General features: G+C 43.3%; 15 protein-coding genes. 14 read left to right on the top strand and 1 reads right to left on the bottom strand.

All coding sequences use genetic code 11. The annotated features are described in order from the left end of the window. Window positions 1-116: 116 nt before the first annotated feature. Window positions 117-2,138 (top strand): NADPH-dependent 2,4-dienoyl-CoA reductase, encoded by a 2,022-nt coding sequence (locus DFP76_RS07920; RefSeq protein WP_113874098.1) that lies wholly within the window; start codon window positions 117-119, stop codon window positions 2,136-2,138. Between the two features lie 54 nt (window positions 2,139-2,192). Here DFP76_RS07920 and DFP76_RS07915 read toward each other — a convergent pair whose 3' ends face one another. Further along, window positions 2,193-2,702 (bottom strand): hypothetical protein, encoded by a 510-nt coding sequence (locus tag DFP76_RS07915; protein ID WP_113874097.1) that lies wholly within the window; start codon window positions 2,700-2,702, stop codon window positions 2,193-2,195. A gap of 264 nt (window positions 2,703-2,966) precedes the next feature. Here DFP76_RS07915 and iscR point away from each other — a divergent pair, with 264 nt between their 5' ends. The 13 genes from iscR (at window position 2,967) to DFP76_RS07850 (ending at window position 16,030) form a co-directional block, all read left to right on the top strand. Further along, window positions 2,967-3,455, top strand: a complete 489-nt coding sequence (iscR, locus tag DFP76_RS07910) for a Fe-S cluster assembly transcriptional regulator IscR (RefSeq protein ID WP_113874096.1) — start codon at window positions 2,967-2,969, stop codon at window positions 3,453-3,455. 70 nt (window positions 3,456-3,525) lie between these two features. Further along, window positions 3,526-4,962, top strand: a complete 1,437-nt coding sequence (gene sufB / locus DFP76_RS07905) for a Fe-S cluster assembly protein SufB (RefSeq protein ID WP_113874156.1) — start codon at window positions 3,526-3,528, stop codon at window positions 4,960-4,962. A gap of 13 nt (window positions 4,963-4,975) precedes the next feature. Beyond that, on the top strand, window positions 4,976-5,752 hold the full coding sequence (gene sufC, locus DFP76_RS07900; protein ID WP_113874095.1) for a Fe-S cluster assembly ATPase SufC: 777 nt from the start codon (window positions 4,976-4,978) through the stop codon (window positions 5,750-5,752). 3 nt (window positions 5,753-5,755) lie between these two features. Continuing rightward, window positions 5,756-7,015 carry a Fe-S cluster assembly protein SufD gene (gene sufD / locus DFP76_RS07895; protein WP_113874094.1) on the top strand — a complete coding sequence of 420 codons (1,260 nt, stop codon included), beginning with the start codon at window positions 5,756-5,758 and terminating at the stop codon, window positions 7,013-7,015. A 12-nt stretch (window positions 7,016-7,027) separates the two neighbouring features. After that, a complete protein-coding gene (locus tag DFP76_RS07890) occupies window positions 7,028-8,245 on the top strand; it encodes an aminotransferase class V-fold PLP-dependent enzyme (RefSeq protein WP_113874093.1) in 1,218 nt (405 codons plus the stop codon). A gap of 8 nt (window positions 8,246-8,253) precedes the next feature. Further along, a complete protein-coding gene (locus DFP76_RS07885) occupies window positions 8,254-8,604 on the top strand; it encodes a HesB/IscA family protein (protein WP_113874092.1) in 351 nt (116 codons plus the stop codon). A 5-nt stretch (window positions 8,605-8,609) separates the two neighbouring features. Further along, complete coding sequence (sufT, locus tag DFP76_RS07880) at window positions 8,610-9,140, top strand: putative Fe-S cluster assembly protein SufT (protein ID WP_113874091.1); 531 nt, start codon at window positions 8,610-8,612, stop codon at window positions 9,138-9,140. A 131-nt stretch (window positions 9,141-9,271) separates the two neighbouring features. Next, entirely contained in the window at window positions 9,272-9,697 is a 426-nt protein-coding gene (locus tag DFP76_RS07875) for a SufE family protein (RefSeq protein WP_113874090.1), read from the top strand. A gap of 21 nt (window positions 9,698-9,718) precedes the next feature. Next, complete coding sequence (locus DFP76_RS07870) at window positions 9,719-10,867, top strand: IscS subfamily cysteine desulfurase (RefSeq protein ID WP_113874089.1); 1,149 nt, start codon at window positions 9,719-9,721, stop codon at window positions 10,865-10,867. A 204-nt stretch (window positions 10,868-11,071) separates the two neighbouring features. Continuing rightward, window positions 11,072-11,650 (top strand): hypothetical protein, encoded by a 579-nt coding sequence (locus DFP76_RS07865; RefSeq protein ID WP_113874088.1) that lies wholly within the window; start codon window positions 11,072-11,074, stop codon window positions 11,648-11,650. An 8-nt stretch (window positions 11,651-11,658) separates the two neighbouring features. Beyond that, window positions 11,659-13,425, top strand: coding sequence for an OmpA family protein (locus tag DFP76_RS07860; RefSeq protein WP_147084184.1), 1,767 nt, complete (start codon window positions 11,659-11,661; stop codon window positions 13,423-13,425). Beyond that, window positions 13,426-13,929 carry a Rab family GTPase gene (locus tag DFP76_RS07855; RefSeq protein ID WP_113874086.1) on the top strand — a complete coding sequence of 168 codons (504 nt, stop codon included), beginning with the start codon at window positions 13,426-13,428 and terminating at the stop codon, window positions 13,927-13,929. A 1-nt stretch (window position 13,930) separates the two neighbouring features. Beyond that, complete coding sequence (locus tag DFP76_RS07850; RefSeq protein WP_113874085.1) at window positions 13,931-16,030, top strand: putative bifunctional diguanylate cyclase/phosphodiesterase; 2,100 nt, start codon at window positions 13,931-13,933, stop codon at window positions 16,028-16,030. Window positions 16,031-16,132 lie beyond the last annotated feature (102 nt).

Here is a 16,132-nt window from a genome sequence, read left to right as displayed (position 1 = left end):
TTATTATCTGGCTAACTTGACAATGTCAAAATGAAAACTTATCTTGACGGTGTCAACATTGCGAGCGGGCAGCAGCAATAGTTAAAATTTAAGCCACAATAATAAGAGAGTCGCTTATGAGTCACGCAACTTACCCACATTTATTTCAGCCTTTGGATCTTGGTTTTACTCAACTCAAAAACCGTGTGCTAATGGGGTCAATGCATTTAGGTCTAGAAGAGGTCAAAGGTGGCATTGATCGTATGGCCGCTTTTTATGCGGAACGCGCTCGAGGTGGTGTTGCCTTAATCGTAACAGGTGGTATTGCGCCAAATGCTGAAGGTGTTGTGTACGCTGGGGCGGCGGTAATGGCATCTGAAAAAGATGTTGCGGAGCATCAGGTCATTACCAAGGCGGTTCATCAAGAAGGTGGTAAGATTTGTATGCAAATCTTACATACAGGTCGTTATTCCTATAATCCAAAGCTGGTCGCACCGTCTGCCATTCAAGCTCCGATCAACCCTTTCAAACCAGAAGCCCTAACGGATGAAGGCATTGAAAAGCAAATCAATGACTTTGTGAACGCTGCTAAATTGGCTAAACAGGCTGGTTACGATGGTGTGGAGATCATGGGCTCAGAAGGTTACTTTTTGAATCAGTTTATTGCAGCCCGAACTAATCAGCGAGAGGATGAGTGGGGAGGGGAATATGAAAAACGTATTCGTCTGCCCGTTGAAGTCGTGCGTCGTGTACGCGAAGCGGTTGGTGCAGAGTTTATCATTATTTACCGTTTGTCTATGCTGGATCTTGTTGAAGGCGGAAGCACGTTAGAAGAGGTGGTAGAGCTTGGTTTAGCGATTGAAAAAGCCGGTGCAAGTATCATCAGTACTGGGATAGGTTGGCACGAAGCACGTGTACCAACTATTGCCACAAAGGTACCAAGAGCGGCCTTTACTTGGGTGACCGCTAAGCTAAAAGCGTCGTTAAATGTTCCTTTGGTGACCTCGAACCGTATTAATGCGCCAGATGTGGCGGAAGACGTATTAGCTCGCGGTGATGCGGACATTGTTTCGATGGCGCGACCTTTCTTGGCAGATCCTGAATTTGTGGTAAAAGCGCAGGAAAACAGGGCCGACGAGATCAATACTTGTATTGGTTGTAATCAAGCTTGTTTAGATCATGTATTTGCTAACAAATTAACTTCTTGCCTAGTGAACCCTCGTGCATGTCATGAAACCAAATTGATTATTGCCCCTGCAGAAGAAAAGAAACGCATCGCTGTGGTTGGTGCTGGCCCTGCTGGTTTGGCGTTTGCTACAACCGCGGCTAAGCGTGGTCATGATGTAACCTTGTACGATGCTGCGAGTGAGATTGGTGGGCAGTTTAATATTGCCAAGCGTATTCCAGGTAAAGGCGAGTTTTATGAAACCTTGCGCTATTTCAAACGTCAGGTGGAATTAACAGGGGTAAATTTACAGTTGAATACCAAAGTGGATGCGCACTTTCTGAATCAGTCTGATGTGGACGAAGTGGTGTTAGCCACGGGGATTTTGCCTCGTACTCCAGGTATTGATGGTATCGATCATCCAAAAGTGTTGAGTTATCTAGATGTTATGGATGGTCACCCAGTTGGTAAGCGAGTAGCCGTTATTGGTGCTGGTGGTATCGGATTCGACATTTCGGAATACCTTATTCATGCTGAAACCTATAAAACCCAGAAGATCCAAGACTTTATGTCGCAATGGGGGGTGGATATGAGTTTGGGAGCTCGTGGTGGTGTTGAAGGTATGACGCCAAAATTTGAGCCTGCCGAACGAGAAATTTTTCTGCTACAACGTAAGAAGAGTAAAGTCGGGGCGAATCTAGGCAAAACCACAGGCTGGATCCATCGCACCGAATTGGTTAAAAAAGGCGCAACTTTGTTGTCCAGTTGTGAATACCACAAGATTGACGATCAGGGCTTGCATTTGTCTGTAGAGGGCAAAGATCAGGTACTGGATGTGGATAATGTGATTATCTGTGCTGGACAGGAATCGAACCGCTTATTGGAAGCCGGATTGAACAAGCCGATGCATTGGATTGGTGGTGCGAGTGTGGCATCTGAGTTAGATGCCAAGCGGGCGATAAAGCAAGGCACAACTCTCGCCGCTAGCATTTAAATAAGCTTACTCTTGCGAAGGGGTGATAGTAATTGGTAATCCTAAAAAGCCTCATTATTGTGAGGCTTTTTCGTTGGGTTCACCGGTTTTCAGTAAGCGCAACAAGTCTTCTCTTTCCAGGCTGTTCTTTAGAGCCAAGTCCAAGCGGTATTGGTATTGGCTGTTCCAATCGGCACTGTCCGGTGTGATACGTGATAAATCGTTCATAGCCGATTTCATGACTTTCAGGTAAGACTGAATGTTCTCTTCTTGATTGATTAAGATATTTTTTAGGGCTGTCGCACTACTGTGGCGAAGATAGAGTTTCAGCTCTTCACTGTCTTTTTCAATTTTATCAATTTGAAGGCTGTATTTTTTTTGCGCATTCTGCACATCCGTGATGCGAGCATCGTACTTACTTAACGTGCTGTCTAGTTCTGGGTCGTCCTTAGAGGAGCTGACGAGAAAAAAGCTGATGCCACCAGATGCCCCAACACTGAGAATAAAGCAGAGTAGAAACGGTACAAGTACGCTTTTGGGCTTCTGTCCTGCGCTGTTTGATGAATTGTCGTTGTTGTCTTTCATAATGACTCTTCTATCGGTGAATGGATTTCTATTTATTCTATGCGATTTTTGGGCAATTAGGAGCCTTTTTATGGGGCTGTTTGTCGATGAATTTCTGCTCAAAACTCAATATGCGGTTTAGTTTTTATGCAAGTCCACGTAAAATGCGCACGAAAATTTGGTTGGCTGGTTAATAACCTAGTATTTTAGTCAGGTAAATACTTGATAAAAACACTAGGTTTTGTGTATTATTTAGGCTTACAGAAAGTATTAATTGGGTAGCTTATGCGTCTTACAACAAAAGGTCGCTATGCAGTAACCGCCATGCTAGATCTGGCATTACATTCGAGCAAAGGGCCGGTCTCTTTGTCGGATATTTCTGAGCGACAAGGGATTTCCCTTTCCTATCTTGAGCAATTGTTTTCCAAACTTCGTAAGAAGGCATTGGTTATCAGTGTGCGCGGCCCCGGCGGTGGTTATCGTTTGAGTCGTTCCAATAATGATATTTACGTTGCGCAAATTGTGGATGCGGTGAATGAGTCAGTCGATGCGACAGGCTGTAAAGGGCGCAGTGACTGCCAGAGTGGTCATACTTGTCTAACCCATCACTTGTGGTGTGACTTAAGTGATCAAATACATGACTTTTTAAGTCAAATTAGTTTAGAGCAATTGGTGCGCCGAAACGATGTGCGCCAAGTAGCGGAGCGACAAAATCTTGAAAGTCGACCGCTCGGCCTTGATAGCAGCAAAATTAGTGCGGCTATTCTCGATTAGATAATCAATTAATGGTGTGGAATCTACTAAGCTCTCGCTTTAGTAGGCTCCAATAATGAGTGAGTTTTATATGACAGAGCAGATAGATAAGGCGCTGGCACGGGAATACGAAGCGGGTTTTGTGTCTGATGTGGAATCAGAAACATTTATGCCAGGACTGGATGAAGATGTCATTCGTCGTATTTCAGAAATGAAAGGTGAACCTGAATGGATGCTCGAATGGCGTTTAAGTGCTTTTCGTGATTGGTTAAAAATGGACGAGCCAGATTGGGCGCTGGTGGATTACCCCAAAATCGACTTTCAGGCGATCTCGTACTACTCCGCGCCAAAGAGTATGAAAGACAAACCTAAGTCTTTAGACGAGGTGGATCCTGAGCTATTGCGAACCTATGAAAAGCTTGGCATTCCGTTGATTGAACAGCAAATGCTGGCTGGTGTTGCGGTTGATGCGGTATTTGATTCTGTCTCTGTTGTTACCACTTTCCGAGAAAAGCTTGAAGAAGCGGGGGTGATTTTTTGCCCTATTTCAGAAGCCGTTCACAAGCACCCAGATCTAGTGAAAAAATACCTAGGCAGCGTGGTGCCTAAAAAAGACAATTATTATGCAGCGCTTAACTGTGCTGTGTTTACGGATGGCTCATTTGTCTATATTCCAAAAGGGACTCGTTGCCCAATGGAGTTATCTACTTATTTCCGTATTAATGAGCAAAATACCGGTCAGTTTGAGCGTACCTTGATTATCGCTGACGAAGGTAGCCATGTGAGTTACCTAGAAGGCTGTACAGCGCCTCAGCGAGATGAAAACCAGTTGCACGCGGCTGTGGTTGAGTTGGTTGCACTAGACGATGCAGAAATCAAATACTCGACGGTTCAGAATTGGTATCCAGGTGATGAAGAGGGCAAAGGTGGTATTTATAACTTTGTGACCAAGCGTGGTGTTTGTCATACCAATGCCAAGATTTCTTGGACGCAAGTTGAAACTGGCTCTGCCGTCACGTGGAAATACCCAAGCTGTGTATTGAAAGGCGACAACAGCATTGGTGAATTTTATTCGGTTGCCTTGACGCGAGGTCGTCAGCAAGCGGATACCGGTACCAAAATGATTCACCTTGGTAAAAACACCAAGTCGACTATCATTTCGAAAGGTATTTCAGCCGGTAAGAGCAATAACAGCTACCGTGGCTTGGTGCGAATGAATCCAGGAGCGGAAGGTGCACGTAACTTTACTCAATGTGACTCTTTGTTGATCGGCGATCAATGTGGTGCTCACACTTTCCCTTATGTTGAGAGTCGCAATCCTTCTGCCATTGTCGAGCACGAAGCGACGACGTCTAAGGTCAGTGATGAGCAGATGTTTTTGTGTCAGCAACGTGGTCTAGATCCAGAAAAAGCGGTCTCGATGATCGTCAACGGATTCTGTAAAGAAGTGTTTAAAGAATTACCGATGGAATTTGCCGTAGAAGCGGGCAAGTTACTAGAAATTAGCCTTGAAGGCTCTGTAGGTTAAGGAACTGTTTAGCATGTCGAATTTATTGACGATTAAAGATTTACACGCCAGCGTGGAAGAAAAGAACATTATTAAAGGCCTTAACCTTGAGGTTAAGCCGGGCGAAGTACATGCCATTATGGGACCAAATGGTGCAGGTAAAAGTACCATGGGTTATGTGTTGTCAGGTCGTGATGGTTATTCTGTTGAAAGTGGCAGTGTGACTCTGGATGGCGAAGATTTACTTGATATGGAAACAGAAGAGCGTGCTCGCGCTGGTTTGTTTTTGGCCTTCCAATACCCTGTCGAAATCCCTGGCGTTAGCAATCTTGAGTTCCTAAAAGCGGCTGTTGATGCTCAACGTGAAGCCCGTGGTGAAGAAGCCGTGACATCGGCTGAGTTCCTAAAAGAAGCCAAAGCGGCTTGTAAACAGGTTAATTTGCCCGTGTCATTCCTAAAGCGTGGCGTAAATGAAGGTTTCTCTGGTGGTGAGAAGAAGCGTAACGAGCTAATGCAGATGTTGTTGCTGAAGCCGAAGCTTTGCATCTTGGATGAAACCGACTCAGGTTTGGATATTGATGCATTGCAAGTGGTCGCAGAAGGGGTAAACAGTCAGCGTTCTGCAGATCGTAGCTTCATCGTTGTGACTCACTACCAGCGTTTATTGGATTACATTAAGCCTGACTTTGTACACGTTTTGTCAGACGGAAAAATTGTTAAAAGTGGCGATGCTTCTTTGGCTCATGAATTGGAAGCACAAGGTTACGCTTGGTTGCAAACAGAGCCAGCTGAAGATGAGTTAGAGGGGTAACGCATGAGTGAATGGTTAGAAAGTGCCATCGCTCGAGGGCAAGATAATCAAGACTGGTTAGCACCAAAGCGTGCTCAGGCACTTGATGCTTTGGCGAATACTCAATGGCCAACACGGAAAACAGAAGCTTGGCGCTACACACCTCTTAAAGCCGTTGAGCGTAGTTCGGCGAAAGCACTAGACAGTGTGTCTGACTTAACGCCTGTGGCTATTCCGAATGTTTCTGCGATTGAGCTGGTATTTGTAAATGGTCAATTTGATGCTTTGCAATCGACTAAAGCCTTGCCGACGGGACTGACTGTTCAGCTTGGTCAAGATTTGTCAGCAGATCAGCAAGCAGAAGCTTTGCGTTCTTTTTCAAATATTAAGCCGGAACGTCATTTATTCGGTTTGGTGAATGATGCACTGGCGAAAGACGTGCTACTGGTTACCGTGGCAGAAGGTATTGAAATTGCTGAGCCGTTGCGAATCAGTTCTTTGCTAAGTGCTGGAGCGGAATCTCATACCCGTGTTTTAGTGCGCCTAGAGAAAGGTGCTCAGCTGGCGGTGATTGAGGATGTTCAATCGCAGGGCGATAGTCTTAGTACTGCTTTTGTTGAATACGATGTGGCGGCAGAAGCGTCTCTCGAGCATTATCGTTTTGCATTGCAAACTGGGTCGAACCTCACTATTGGCGGTAGTCATTTCCAATTGAGCGACAAGTCTAAAATGCACAGTACGATTGTTGGCTTTGGTAGCGAGTTGTCTCGTCTAGATACGGATATTATTCACGCAGGTGAATTTGCCGATGCCAAGCTTAATGCCATGTATTTGTTGGATGGCAAAGAGTTGTTTGATTTGCATGCTACCGTTGAGCATGCGATGCCAAATGGCACCACAGAAGAAAATGTGCGTGGTATTGTGGCAGATCGTGCGCGAGCGGTGTTTAACGGCCGTATTCACATTCATCGTGATGCACAGAAGACTTTGGCTGAGTTAAATAACCGTAATTTGTTGATGTCGAACAAAGCGGAAATCAACACAAAGCCTGAATTGGAAATTTACGCTGACGATGTGCGTTGTGCTCATGGTGCAACCATTGCTGAAATCGATAAGCAGGCGCTTTATTACTTAGAAACGCGCGGCATTAGTAAATCAAAAGCACAAGTGATGTTGAACTTTGGTTTTATTAATGAATTGATCGATTTAATGCCAAATGAAGCCTTAGCCGAGTGGGTTCGTCCTATTATCCGTGAGCGCTTTGCGCAAATGGAAGTTAAGTAAGCGAGGAATAGAATGAGTTTTGATGTTTCCGCCATTCGTGACGAGTTTCCGATTTTAAAGCGTGAAATTGATGGTAAGCCTTTGGTATACCTTGATAACGCTGCGACAACTCAGAAGCCACAATGTGTTATTGATGCTCTGGTGGATTATTACACCACTTGCAATGCCAATGTTCATCGTGGTGCCCATCGTTTGGCGGACGAGGCGACTCGCCATTTTGAAAATGCTCGCGATATTGTGAAAACGTTTCTGAATGCTCCGAAGCGTGAAGAGGTCATCTGGACAACAGGGACGACGGAAGGCATTAACATCGTTGCCAACGGGTTATCGGCTTTGTTGCAACCGGGTGATGAAGTCATTGCAACAGGGATGGATCATCATGCGAATTTGGTGACTTGGCAGCAAGCTTGCAAAACGTCTGGGGCAACCTTTAAAACGGTGCCTGTCACTGACGATGGTGAGTTGGATTTGGTGGCGTATCAAGCTCTGCTAAATGAACGTACTAAGTTTGTCGCCATACCTCATGTTTCCAATGCGCTGGGAACCATTAATCCAGTCAAAGAGATGACGGCGAAGGCAAAAGCTGTTGGGGCTTTGGTGTTAATTGATGGTGCTCAAGGTGCCGCGCATGGCTGGGCGGATGTACAAGACATTGGTTGTGATTTTTATGCTTTCTCGGCTCATAAACTATACGGCCCTATGGGGGTTGGTGTGTTGTGGGGGCGAGAGGCTGTCTTAGCAGATTGGCCTGTGTGGCGAACGGGGGGGGAAATGATTTCCACTGTGACGCTGCAAGACGCTACTTGGAATGTGTTGCCTTATCGTTTTGAGGCAGGCACACCGAATGTGGCGGATGCCATTGCTATGGGCGAAGCGATTCGTTGGTTTTCCGCATTGGATCAAGAAGCTGTGGCGGCGCATGAAAAGGCTTTGTTGGCTCATGCAACGAAACTGGCGGATGAATTTGACGGTTTGACGGTGATCGGTCGAGCTAAGAATAAGATTGGTGTATTAAGCTTTGTGATGGACCAAGGTCATCCGGCAGACATTGGTTTTTTATTAGATCGCCAAGGTATTGCCGTTCGAACAGGGGACCATTGCGCTCAGCCTTTAATGGCGCGTTTTAATGTTCCTGGTACGGCACGTGCTTCGTTTGCGATTTACAATACGTTAGAGGAAGTAGATGCTTTATTTGCTGCATTGAAGAAAGTGCGCAGCATGTTGGCGTAGGAGGTTTTATGACAGTAACTACATTTGACCCAGAGTCCAGTGTTTCTTTGACTGCTGCAGCCGAAAAGTATTTTGCTGCTAAATTAGCTGCTCTGTCGGGTAATTTGATTCGCTTGAGTACGAAGGAAAGTGGTTGTACTGGGTTTGCTTATGTTTTGGATATTGTTGAAAAAGCAGAAGAGCAAGATACCGTTCTGTCGTTTGGCGATGTGACGCTTGCCGTTGATGCTAAATCCATGGCTATGTTGAGTGGTACTGAGATCGATTTGGTTCGAGAAGGTGTTAATCAGGTGGTGAAGTTTAATAACCCTAACGTTGTGGCGGAATGTGGCTGCGGCGAAAGCTTTAGTGTGAGTTAAATTTCATGCAAAAAATGGTTGTAACACAGCGGGATTGTCCAGCTCGTCGAGTGCCAAGTGGCGAGCCGACGGTGATTCCAGAAGGCCAGTTTATTACCATTAACCAGAGTTTAGGTGGTAATTATACGGTGACTTGGCAAGGTAACATGTTGCGCATTGATGGCACCGATGCAGAAGCGATTGGTCAGCAGGCAGAAGTATTAGAGTTCCAAGATTTAGGGTCCTCTGACATCAGTGAGGAGCAGGTTTGGCAGGCGTTAGATACGGTGTATGACCCTGAAATTCCGATTAGTTTAGTGTCGCTTGGTTTGGTTTATGACGTCGCCTTGGATCAGTCAAATAAATCCGTCTCTATCAATATGACGCTCACAGCACCAGGTTGTGGTATGGGGCCAGTATTGGTTAGCGACGTCAAATATCGGGTTGAAAAAGTACCCAATGTTAAAGAGGTGAAGGTCGAGCTGGTTTTTGATCCGCCTTGGTCTCGCGAGATGATGAGCGAAGAAGCTCAGTTAGAAGCTGGATTGTTTTTTTAGTAAGCGCACTTGGTATTCGTAATACTGGGTGTTAATGGCTGACACAAATTAGAACGACTTTAATGGTATCATTAAGGTCGTTTTATTTTTTAGTAAGCCCCATTTTTTCGGGGTATTAACAGAGAGGATATATGTCTTTACCTAGCACAGACGAGATTGTTGATGACCTTTCTTTTTTTGATGATTGGGAAGATAAGTACAAATACATCATTGATCTTGGGAAATCTCTACCAGAGTTTGATGAGCAATGGCGAACGTCCGAGCGATTAGTGAAAGGGTGTCAGAGCAGTGTTTGGATTCAGCCTGATCATGATAAAGATGCTGAGAAAGGGGAAGTGCTTACCTTTGCTGTTGACAGTGATGCCATTATCGTTCGTGGTTTGTTGGGGTTAGTATTAGCGGCATTTGATCGAAAAACACCGCAAGAAATTATGGACTTTGATATTGCGCAATATTTCTCAGAGTTGGATTTGGAGCGTCACTTAAGCCCAACCCGAGGAAATGGGCTGCGTTCTATTGTGACGCGTATCCAATCGATTGCTCAAGCGGCAGCTTGATCTGGTGGTGGAGAAGAACAAATGAATATACCTGTGTATTTAGATAATTCAGCGACGACACCAGTGGATCCTAGAGTTGCCGAGAAAATGATGGCTTGCCTGACGCAGGATGGTAACTTTGGTAATCCTGCTTCTCGCTCGCATTTATTTGGTTGGAAAGCGGAAGAGGCTGTCGAAGAGGCTAGGCTACAGGTTGCGAGCCTGATTAATGCCGATGCGCGTGAGATTGTATGGACTTCGGGGGCGACAGAAGCGAACAACTTGGCATTAAAAGGTGTGGCGTATGCGTATCGTCAAAAAGGTCGTCACATTATTACTTCTATGATTGAGCATAAGGCTGTATTGGATCCTTGTAAGCAACTTGAAAAAGAAGGCTTTGAGGTGACGTACTTGCAGCCAGATAAGCATGGTGTGATTTCACCTGAGCAAGTTGCTGCGGCCATAAAAGAAGATACGATACTGATCTCTCTAATGCATGGTAATAATGAGTTAGGAGTGTTAACAGATATTGAGTCTATTGGTGCGATTACGCGATCGAAAGGTGTTTTTCTGCATGTTGATGCCGCGCAAACTACGGGCAAAGTCAGCATAGATGTGAATGCAATGAATGTGGATTTGATGTCGTTAACTGCACACAAAACCTATGGGCCAAAAGGTATTGGGGCTTTGTTTGTTCGGCGTTCACCAAAGGTTAAGTTGGAAGCGCAAATCCATGGTGGTGGTCATGAGCGTGGTATGCGTTCTGGCACCCTAGCAACTCATCAGATTGTGGGGATGGGTGAGGCGTTTCGTATTGCAGCACAATATATGGAAAGCGATTGTACGCGTATTCGAGTCTTGCGTGAGCGTTTATGGGAAGGTTTGTCCACTATGGATGGCGTCCATTTAAATGGTGATGCTGAACAGCGAGTTGCTGGTGTGATCAATATCGGTTTTGCTGATGTGGATGGTGAAGTCTTGCTCATGTCCTTGAGTGATATTGCTGTTTCATCGGGATCTGCTTGTACATCCGCCAGCTTAGAGCCTTCTTATGTATTGCGTGCCATTGGTTTGGCTGAAGATTTGGCGCACAGTTCATTGCGCCTATCGGTAGGACGTTTTACCACGGAAGAAGAAGTGGATTTTGCGATTCAAACCATTAAAAACGCGGTGATGATGCTTCGAAGGTGAATGCCGACCATATTATCAGGTGTTCTAGTTGCGAATGAAGGCTGAAATGTATTTAAGCGGATTTACACTTCATATATTATAGCCTAATGTTATTTTTTGAATGGCCATGTCTTTATCAAACTTGATCTGACTAATAATGAAATGAGTAAGATTCAATGTGATTGGTTTATAGGCTTGTCTTTAAGTTTATTAAAGGAAAAAAATATGTCTAAGTCTGAAGAGGCGGAATTAATTGAAAATACCGATTTTGTAAATGAGGCAGAGGCAACGGAACTGTCATCTACAACGGAGCCTGTTTCAGAATTAGATCAGCTTAGGAATATCGTGTTTGGTTCTGCAAAGGTGGATTTAGACAATCGTATACTTGAGTTGAGAGAGGAAATGCGCGCGGGGTTTGATCAAGCAACTAAAGAGCTTAAGCAGCAGGTGTCAGAATTGCAATCTATGCTGCAAAGTAGTGTGTCTACTCTTGAGGAGAGCATTGCTCAAGTCGATAGCCATTATGAATATAAAACCTCTGAAATTGAACAAAGTGCTCAGAAACTGGATCAAGAAGTAGAAGAAAATAATGTAAGCAGTAAACAAGGGGATGACGCGCTTCATAAACGTATTGATGATGAAGTTCGAACGCTGACGGATAAACATACTCAGAAGCATAATCAAACAATTGATTTATTAAATCAAATGAAGCAAGAACTAAACTCGTCTAAAACAGATAGAAAAACGCTCGCTAAACTTTTAGCGACGGTCGCAAGCAATCTCGAAACTGAGGATGACAGTTGAGTGAGGCTATGAATCGTAACACTGATAATGAAGCCTCACTTGGTAACAGTGAGGAGATGTTACAGTTTCGCCAGCTGATATTGGGTAAAGACAATCAGTTGGTACGTGACGCTGTTGAAGAGAACGCTCGTGATTTAGTGGCTGATGTTCTTACGGAAGCACTTCATGATCGACAAAAAGCGGATGGCAGTGTTTCGGGTGTTCTTACGCCTTTAGTGGAAAAAGCAGTCGAAAATTCGGTCAATGATCGAAAAGAACAATTTGTCAGTTATTTGTACCCGCTGGTGGGGAGTTTAGTACGTAAGTCTGTCAGTGCTTTTTTAGCGGAAATTATTGAGCAAACGAATGAGATGCTCGAAAGTAGCTTGACTTACAAGGGGTTGCGTTGGCGATTTGAAGCTCGTCGAGCGGGCGTTAGTTATTCTCAATATGTTGTTCAACAAACGTTTGTATTTCGAGTTGAGCAGGTCTTGTTAATTCATAGAGAAACGGGCTTGTTATTAAAAACCGTTATTAGAGATAAAACTCAAACCGCTGATGGCGATATGTTTTCAGCCATGTTGACCGCTATTAATGATTTTGTGGCCGATTCATTCACACATCAAAGTGAAGGAAATGAACAAAGTTTAGATGAAATTAAAACGGATGATTTTACGCTCTTAATTAAGCAGGGGCCCAAGGCTGTTTTAGTGGCGGCCATTACAGGGAATCCACCTGCCAACATTGGAAGTGAATTTCAGAAAACGCTTGAAAACATTCATCAAATATACAACGACGAGCTGAATAATTTTGAAGGTGATGCATCTGTTTTCGAGAATACAGAACAGCAATTAAATAGCTGTTTGATTGAGCAACAAAAAGAAAGTGATAAACAAGAAAGTCCCAAAAAAATACCTTGGTTGGTCATTGTGCCGTTGTTAATGGCTCTTAGTGCATTTTCTTATTGGATAGTGAAGCATTGGCAGTTAGATAATTTGCTTGAAAAGGTGTTGGTACTTGATGAAGTTTCTGGAATTGTCTTATTGGATGCTGAGTTATGCGATGACAAAATTTGCGTGAAAACCTTAAGAGATCCTGCTGCACAGGAAACTATGTCTTGGCTTATGTCGACAGGTTTTTCGCAAACCTTATTTCGTATCGATGAACGTTCTTATCAGTCTTTGGATATGAAGTTACTTCCTGAAAAACTTCAGAGAATACATCATGATTTCCCAGAAATTGGTTATAACCAAACAGAGCTTAAGTTTTTTGGTTCTATTTCTAATGATCGTTTTCAAGAGTTGAGGGCGGCTTTGAGTTCAATGCTTGAAAGCGCAACAGTAAATAATGTTTTAAGTGATGTTCAAGTGTCACCGCAGGGTGTGGATGAGCGTTTACTCAATCAAATGTTGTTTGAGAAAAATAAATCTGAAATAAGGGACGCCAGTTTTTTGTTCAATATGAATGAAAAAAACTTGGTCGATTCTAACGCTGAGGCTGTAAAGGATATAAGTGAAAAAATAATTTATACCACAGCGTTATCGAAAAAATTAGGTCAGCGATTTTTGGTTGTGATTATGGGGGCTAGTTCAAATGATGGTTCTGATGGGCATAATCAAAAACTTAGCTTAGAGCGAGCAGAGACAGTTCAAGGCGCACTTATAACTCAAGGCGTTGATCCTGATGTACTGAGGGTGGCAGGTCTTGGGGGGTTGGGGGTTAATGATGATGCGCGTCGGGTTATCTTTGAGGTCATTAGATTGGAGCCTGATAACATAGAAAAAGCGAAGAATTAAATGATACAAAAAAAGATTTGTATGCTAGGAGCATCTGCTGTTGGAAAAACCAGTTTGGTCAAGCAGTATGTTGAAGGGATTTTTTCAGACCGATATTTAACCAGTATTGGTGTGAAAATTGACAAAAAGGTAGTGGATGTCGGTGATTCTTCTGTTCAGTTGATGTTGTGGGATATAGAGGGGGTAGATCGCTATGCGGGTTTTAACCCAAAATATTTACGTGGGTCAGCTGCTGCTATTGTTGTGGTGGATCAGACTAGGCCACAGTCTTTACTTGATGGCTTGGAAATCTGTCGAATGATTAAAGCAGAAAAAGATGTTCCTGTTGTGATGGTCATTAATAAAAGTGATTTGCCAAAAGCAGATGGTTGGGATGGTGTGGCGGAAAATGATGGTTTGGCGATGATTGAGGCGAATTTTCAGACCAGTGCAAAGACTGGAGAGGGTGTTGAAAATATGTTTCTGGCTATCGCTGAATTGGCTTTGAAAACAAAAGTAGGTTGATATGAAAGCATCGTTTTTTCAAGAGCTAGGCCTCTTTGACTGTGCTATTTTGCAGCGAGTTGAAAACGATAAATTTATGGTGCTTTATGGAAATGCTCCTTGGTTTATTACACTGTTTGAGAATAAATTGAAAGGTGAGCTATGTGTTATTGATGACAGCCCCTTTTTCTTAGTCGATTTTCTTTTTGATGCGGATGAATTTTGGCAATTAAAAACAGATGGAAGAATTAATTCAGGGGTTTGGAGTGAGCAAACTGAAGATGCTTTACTGCGATTAGAAGCTGCGGCGATTTTTAGTAGAGGAATAGATTATCTTGTTCTTTTTAATATGGAGAACGAGTTTAATAAAAGACAGGGAATGCTTCAATCTGCACGAGAGCTTCTTATTTCAAATGATAAAGTTTTGGAGCAGCATGAACTTATTCGTGACAGAGTTGAATCTTTGGCGTCGGGTTCTGAACAGGTTAAAGGCGTAGAATTTCCAGTTAAAGAGGTAATTGATCATGCTGAATTTGGGGTTGCGATTCTCGATGCAAATATGCAAAGGCTGGAGCAAAATTTAGCACTTTATAATTTGTTTGAAATGTCACCGAATGACGACGGATCTCCAGCCGATTTGCTACTTGAACTTTGTCACAGTCAATTTTCTGGCTTCGAACGAGTTTTGGAGACTGGCAGTCGTTGGAATGGCGAGATTTATTGGCTTCACCCCCCCGCTCTGAGTCGTTGGTTGCAATTAACAGTTAGCCCTGTAAAAGATGAATCAGGAGATCGTAGTGGCTGGTTATTTTTGGTTACGGACATCACCCGAGAGAAATACCTTAAGCAAAGTAATGAAAAGTTAACCTATTTTGATGCTCTTACTAATTTACCGAATCGCCAATATTTTTGGCAATATTTAGAAACGTCTATCGAAACGAATCAGAGCTTTTATGTCTTATTGTTAGATGTGAAGCACTTGAAACGAACGAATGAAGAGTTTGGTTTTTCTGTCGGTGATCTCGTCTTGAAAGAAATCGTCGATCGCATTAGACCTTTGCTGAGTTCTAATGATGTCTTTGCGCGAATAGGCGGAAATGAATTCTCTATCATAGTGCGTGACATTGATTATACAAAATGCGAGTCGCTTGCAGGTCAAATGATTTCAGCTGTTAAGGAGCCTTATTACGCAGAGGACGAATTTAAATGCAGTGTTGGCTTGAGTATAGGAGGGGTTCACTACCCTAAAGATGGTCTGAGTGCTGAAGAGTTAATGAAGTATGCAGACTTGGCCTCTTTTACGGCCAAGCAAAATGTAAAAAGCGTTATTCAGTTTTATTCTGAAGACCTTAAGGACAGCTCGCGCAAACGGATAGAAATGGAGTCTGCATTACGTGAGGCAATAGAAAAAAAGCAATTTGAACTTTATTTGCAGCCAGTACTCAACTTGTCCTCAGAGAACATTACGCAGGCTGAAGCGTTGATTCGCTGGTACCGTCCAGATCTAGGGATGGTTTCGCCTGCTGAATTTATTCCTATCGCTGAGCAAACAGGTTTAATCATCAAAATAGGTAAGTGGGTTATTGAGGAGTCTATTAGGTTATTATCAGAGCTACATCGTCAGGGAAAATATATAAAGCTATCTATTAATTTATCCCCATCTCAAGTGAATGATCGTAGCTTACTGGACTTTATTAGATGCACTTTGAAAGAAAGTGGTCTCAATGCTAAATATCTTGAGCTTGAATTGACAGAAGGTGTATTGGTCGACGACTTTGATAAAGTTAGCGATTTTCTTCAGGAAATTCGAAAGATGGGGGTGAGTGTTGCGATTGACGATTTTGGAACAGGCTACAGTTCATTGTCTTATTTGCAAAAGCTCCCTATCGACTATTTAAAGATAGATCAGTCATTTGTGTTTAATTTGATGGAGCATGAAAGTAATCAAGCCATTGTCAAAGCCATCATCGCCATGGCAACCAGTTTGAAGTTGGAAGTGATTGCTGAAGGCGTCGAAAAAGAAGAGCAAAAAGCGTTTTTAAAGGCGCATGGCTGTCATTTTCTTCAGGGCTATCTGTTTAGCCGACCTTTAACTTATGATGATTTTCGAAAGCTTCTTTAATTTCTTTTAAATTGATAATAAAACACAATTTTTTGCTAATGAGCATACAATTTTCATAAATTGATGCGTATAATCCACGCGCTGAAACTTTTAAGTCCTGGG

The organism is Marinomonas aquiplantarum, from assembly GCF_003314975.1.
Lineage (GTDB): Bacteria > Pseudomonadota > Gammaproteobacteria > Pseudomonadales > Marinomonadaceae > Marinomonas > Marinomonas aquiplantarum.
The sequence above is the reverse complement of the archived record's forward strand: the minus strand, read 5'-3'. Positions and strand labels throughout refer to the sequence as shown.

What these genes read in the sequence shown, in the direction of transcription:
- DFP76_RS07920 (WP_113874098.1), top strand. Translation starts at nt 117, where the DNA reads ATGAGTCACGCAACTTACCCACATTTATTTCAGCCTTTGGATCTTGGT.
- DFP76_RS07915 (WP_113874097.1), bottom strand. Translation starts at nt 2,702, where the DNA reads ATGAAAGACAACAACGACAATTCATCAAACAGCGCAGGACAGAAGCCC.
- iscR (WP_113874096.1), top strand. Translation starts at nt 2,967, where the DNA reads ATGCGTCTTACAACAAAAGGTCGCTATGCAGTAACCGCCATGCTAGAT.
- sufB (WP_113874156.1), top strand. Translation starts at nt 3,526, where the DNA reads ATGACAGAGCAGATAGATAAGGCGCTGGCACGGGAATACGAAGCGGGT.
- sufC (WP_113874095.1), top strand. Translation starts at nt 4,976, where the DNA reads ATGTCGAATTTATTGACGATTAAAGATTTACACGCCAGCGTGGAAGAA.
- sufD (WP_113874094.1), top strand. Translation starts at nt 5,756, where the DNA reads ATGAGTGAATGGTTAGAAAGTGCCATCGCTCGAGGGCAAGATAATCAA.
- DFP76_RS07890 (WP_113874093.1), top strand. Translation starts at nt 7,028, where the DNA reads ATGAGTTTTGATGTTTCCGCCATTCGTGACGAGTTTCCGATTTTAAAG.
- DFP76_RS07885 (WP_113874092.1), top strand. Translation starts at nt 8,254, where the DNA reads ATGACAGTAACTACATTTGACCCAGAGTCCAGTGTTTCTTTGACTGCT.
- sufT (WP_113874091.1), top strand. Translation starts at nt 8,610, where the DNA reads ATGCAAAAAATGGTTGTAACACAGCGGGATTGTCCAGCTCGTCGAGTG.
- DFP76_RS07875 (WP_113874090.1), top strand. Translation starts at nt 9,272, where the DNA reads ATGTCTTTACCTAGCACAGACGAGATTGTTGATGACCTTTCTTTTTTT.
- DFP76_RS07870 (WP_113874089.1), top strand. Translation starts at nt 9,719, where the DNA reads ATGAATATACCTGTGTATTTAGATAATTCAGCGACGACACCAGTGGAT.
- DFP76_RS07865 (WP_113874088.1), top strand. Translation starts at nt 11,072, where the DNA reads ATGTCTAAGTCTGAAGAGGCGGAATTAATTGAAAATACCGATTTTGTA.
- DFP76_RS07860 (WP_147084184.1), top strand. Translation starts at nt 11,659, where the DNA reads ATGAATCGTAACACTGATAATGAAGCCTCACTTGGTAACAGTGAGGAG.
- DFP76_RS07855 (WP_113874086.1), top strand. Translation starts at nt 13,426, where the DNA reads ATGATACAAAAAAAGATTTGTATGCTAGGAGCATCTGCTGTTGGAAAA.
- DFP76_RS07850 (WP_113874085.1), top strand. Translation starts at nt 13,931, where the DNA reads ATGAAAGCATCGTTTTTTCAAGAGCTAGGCCTCTTTGACTGTGCTATT.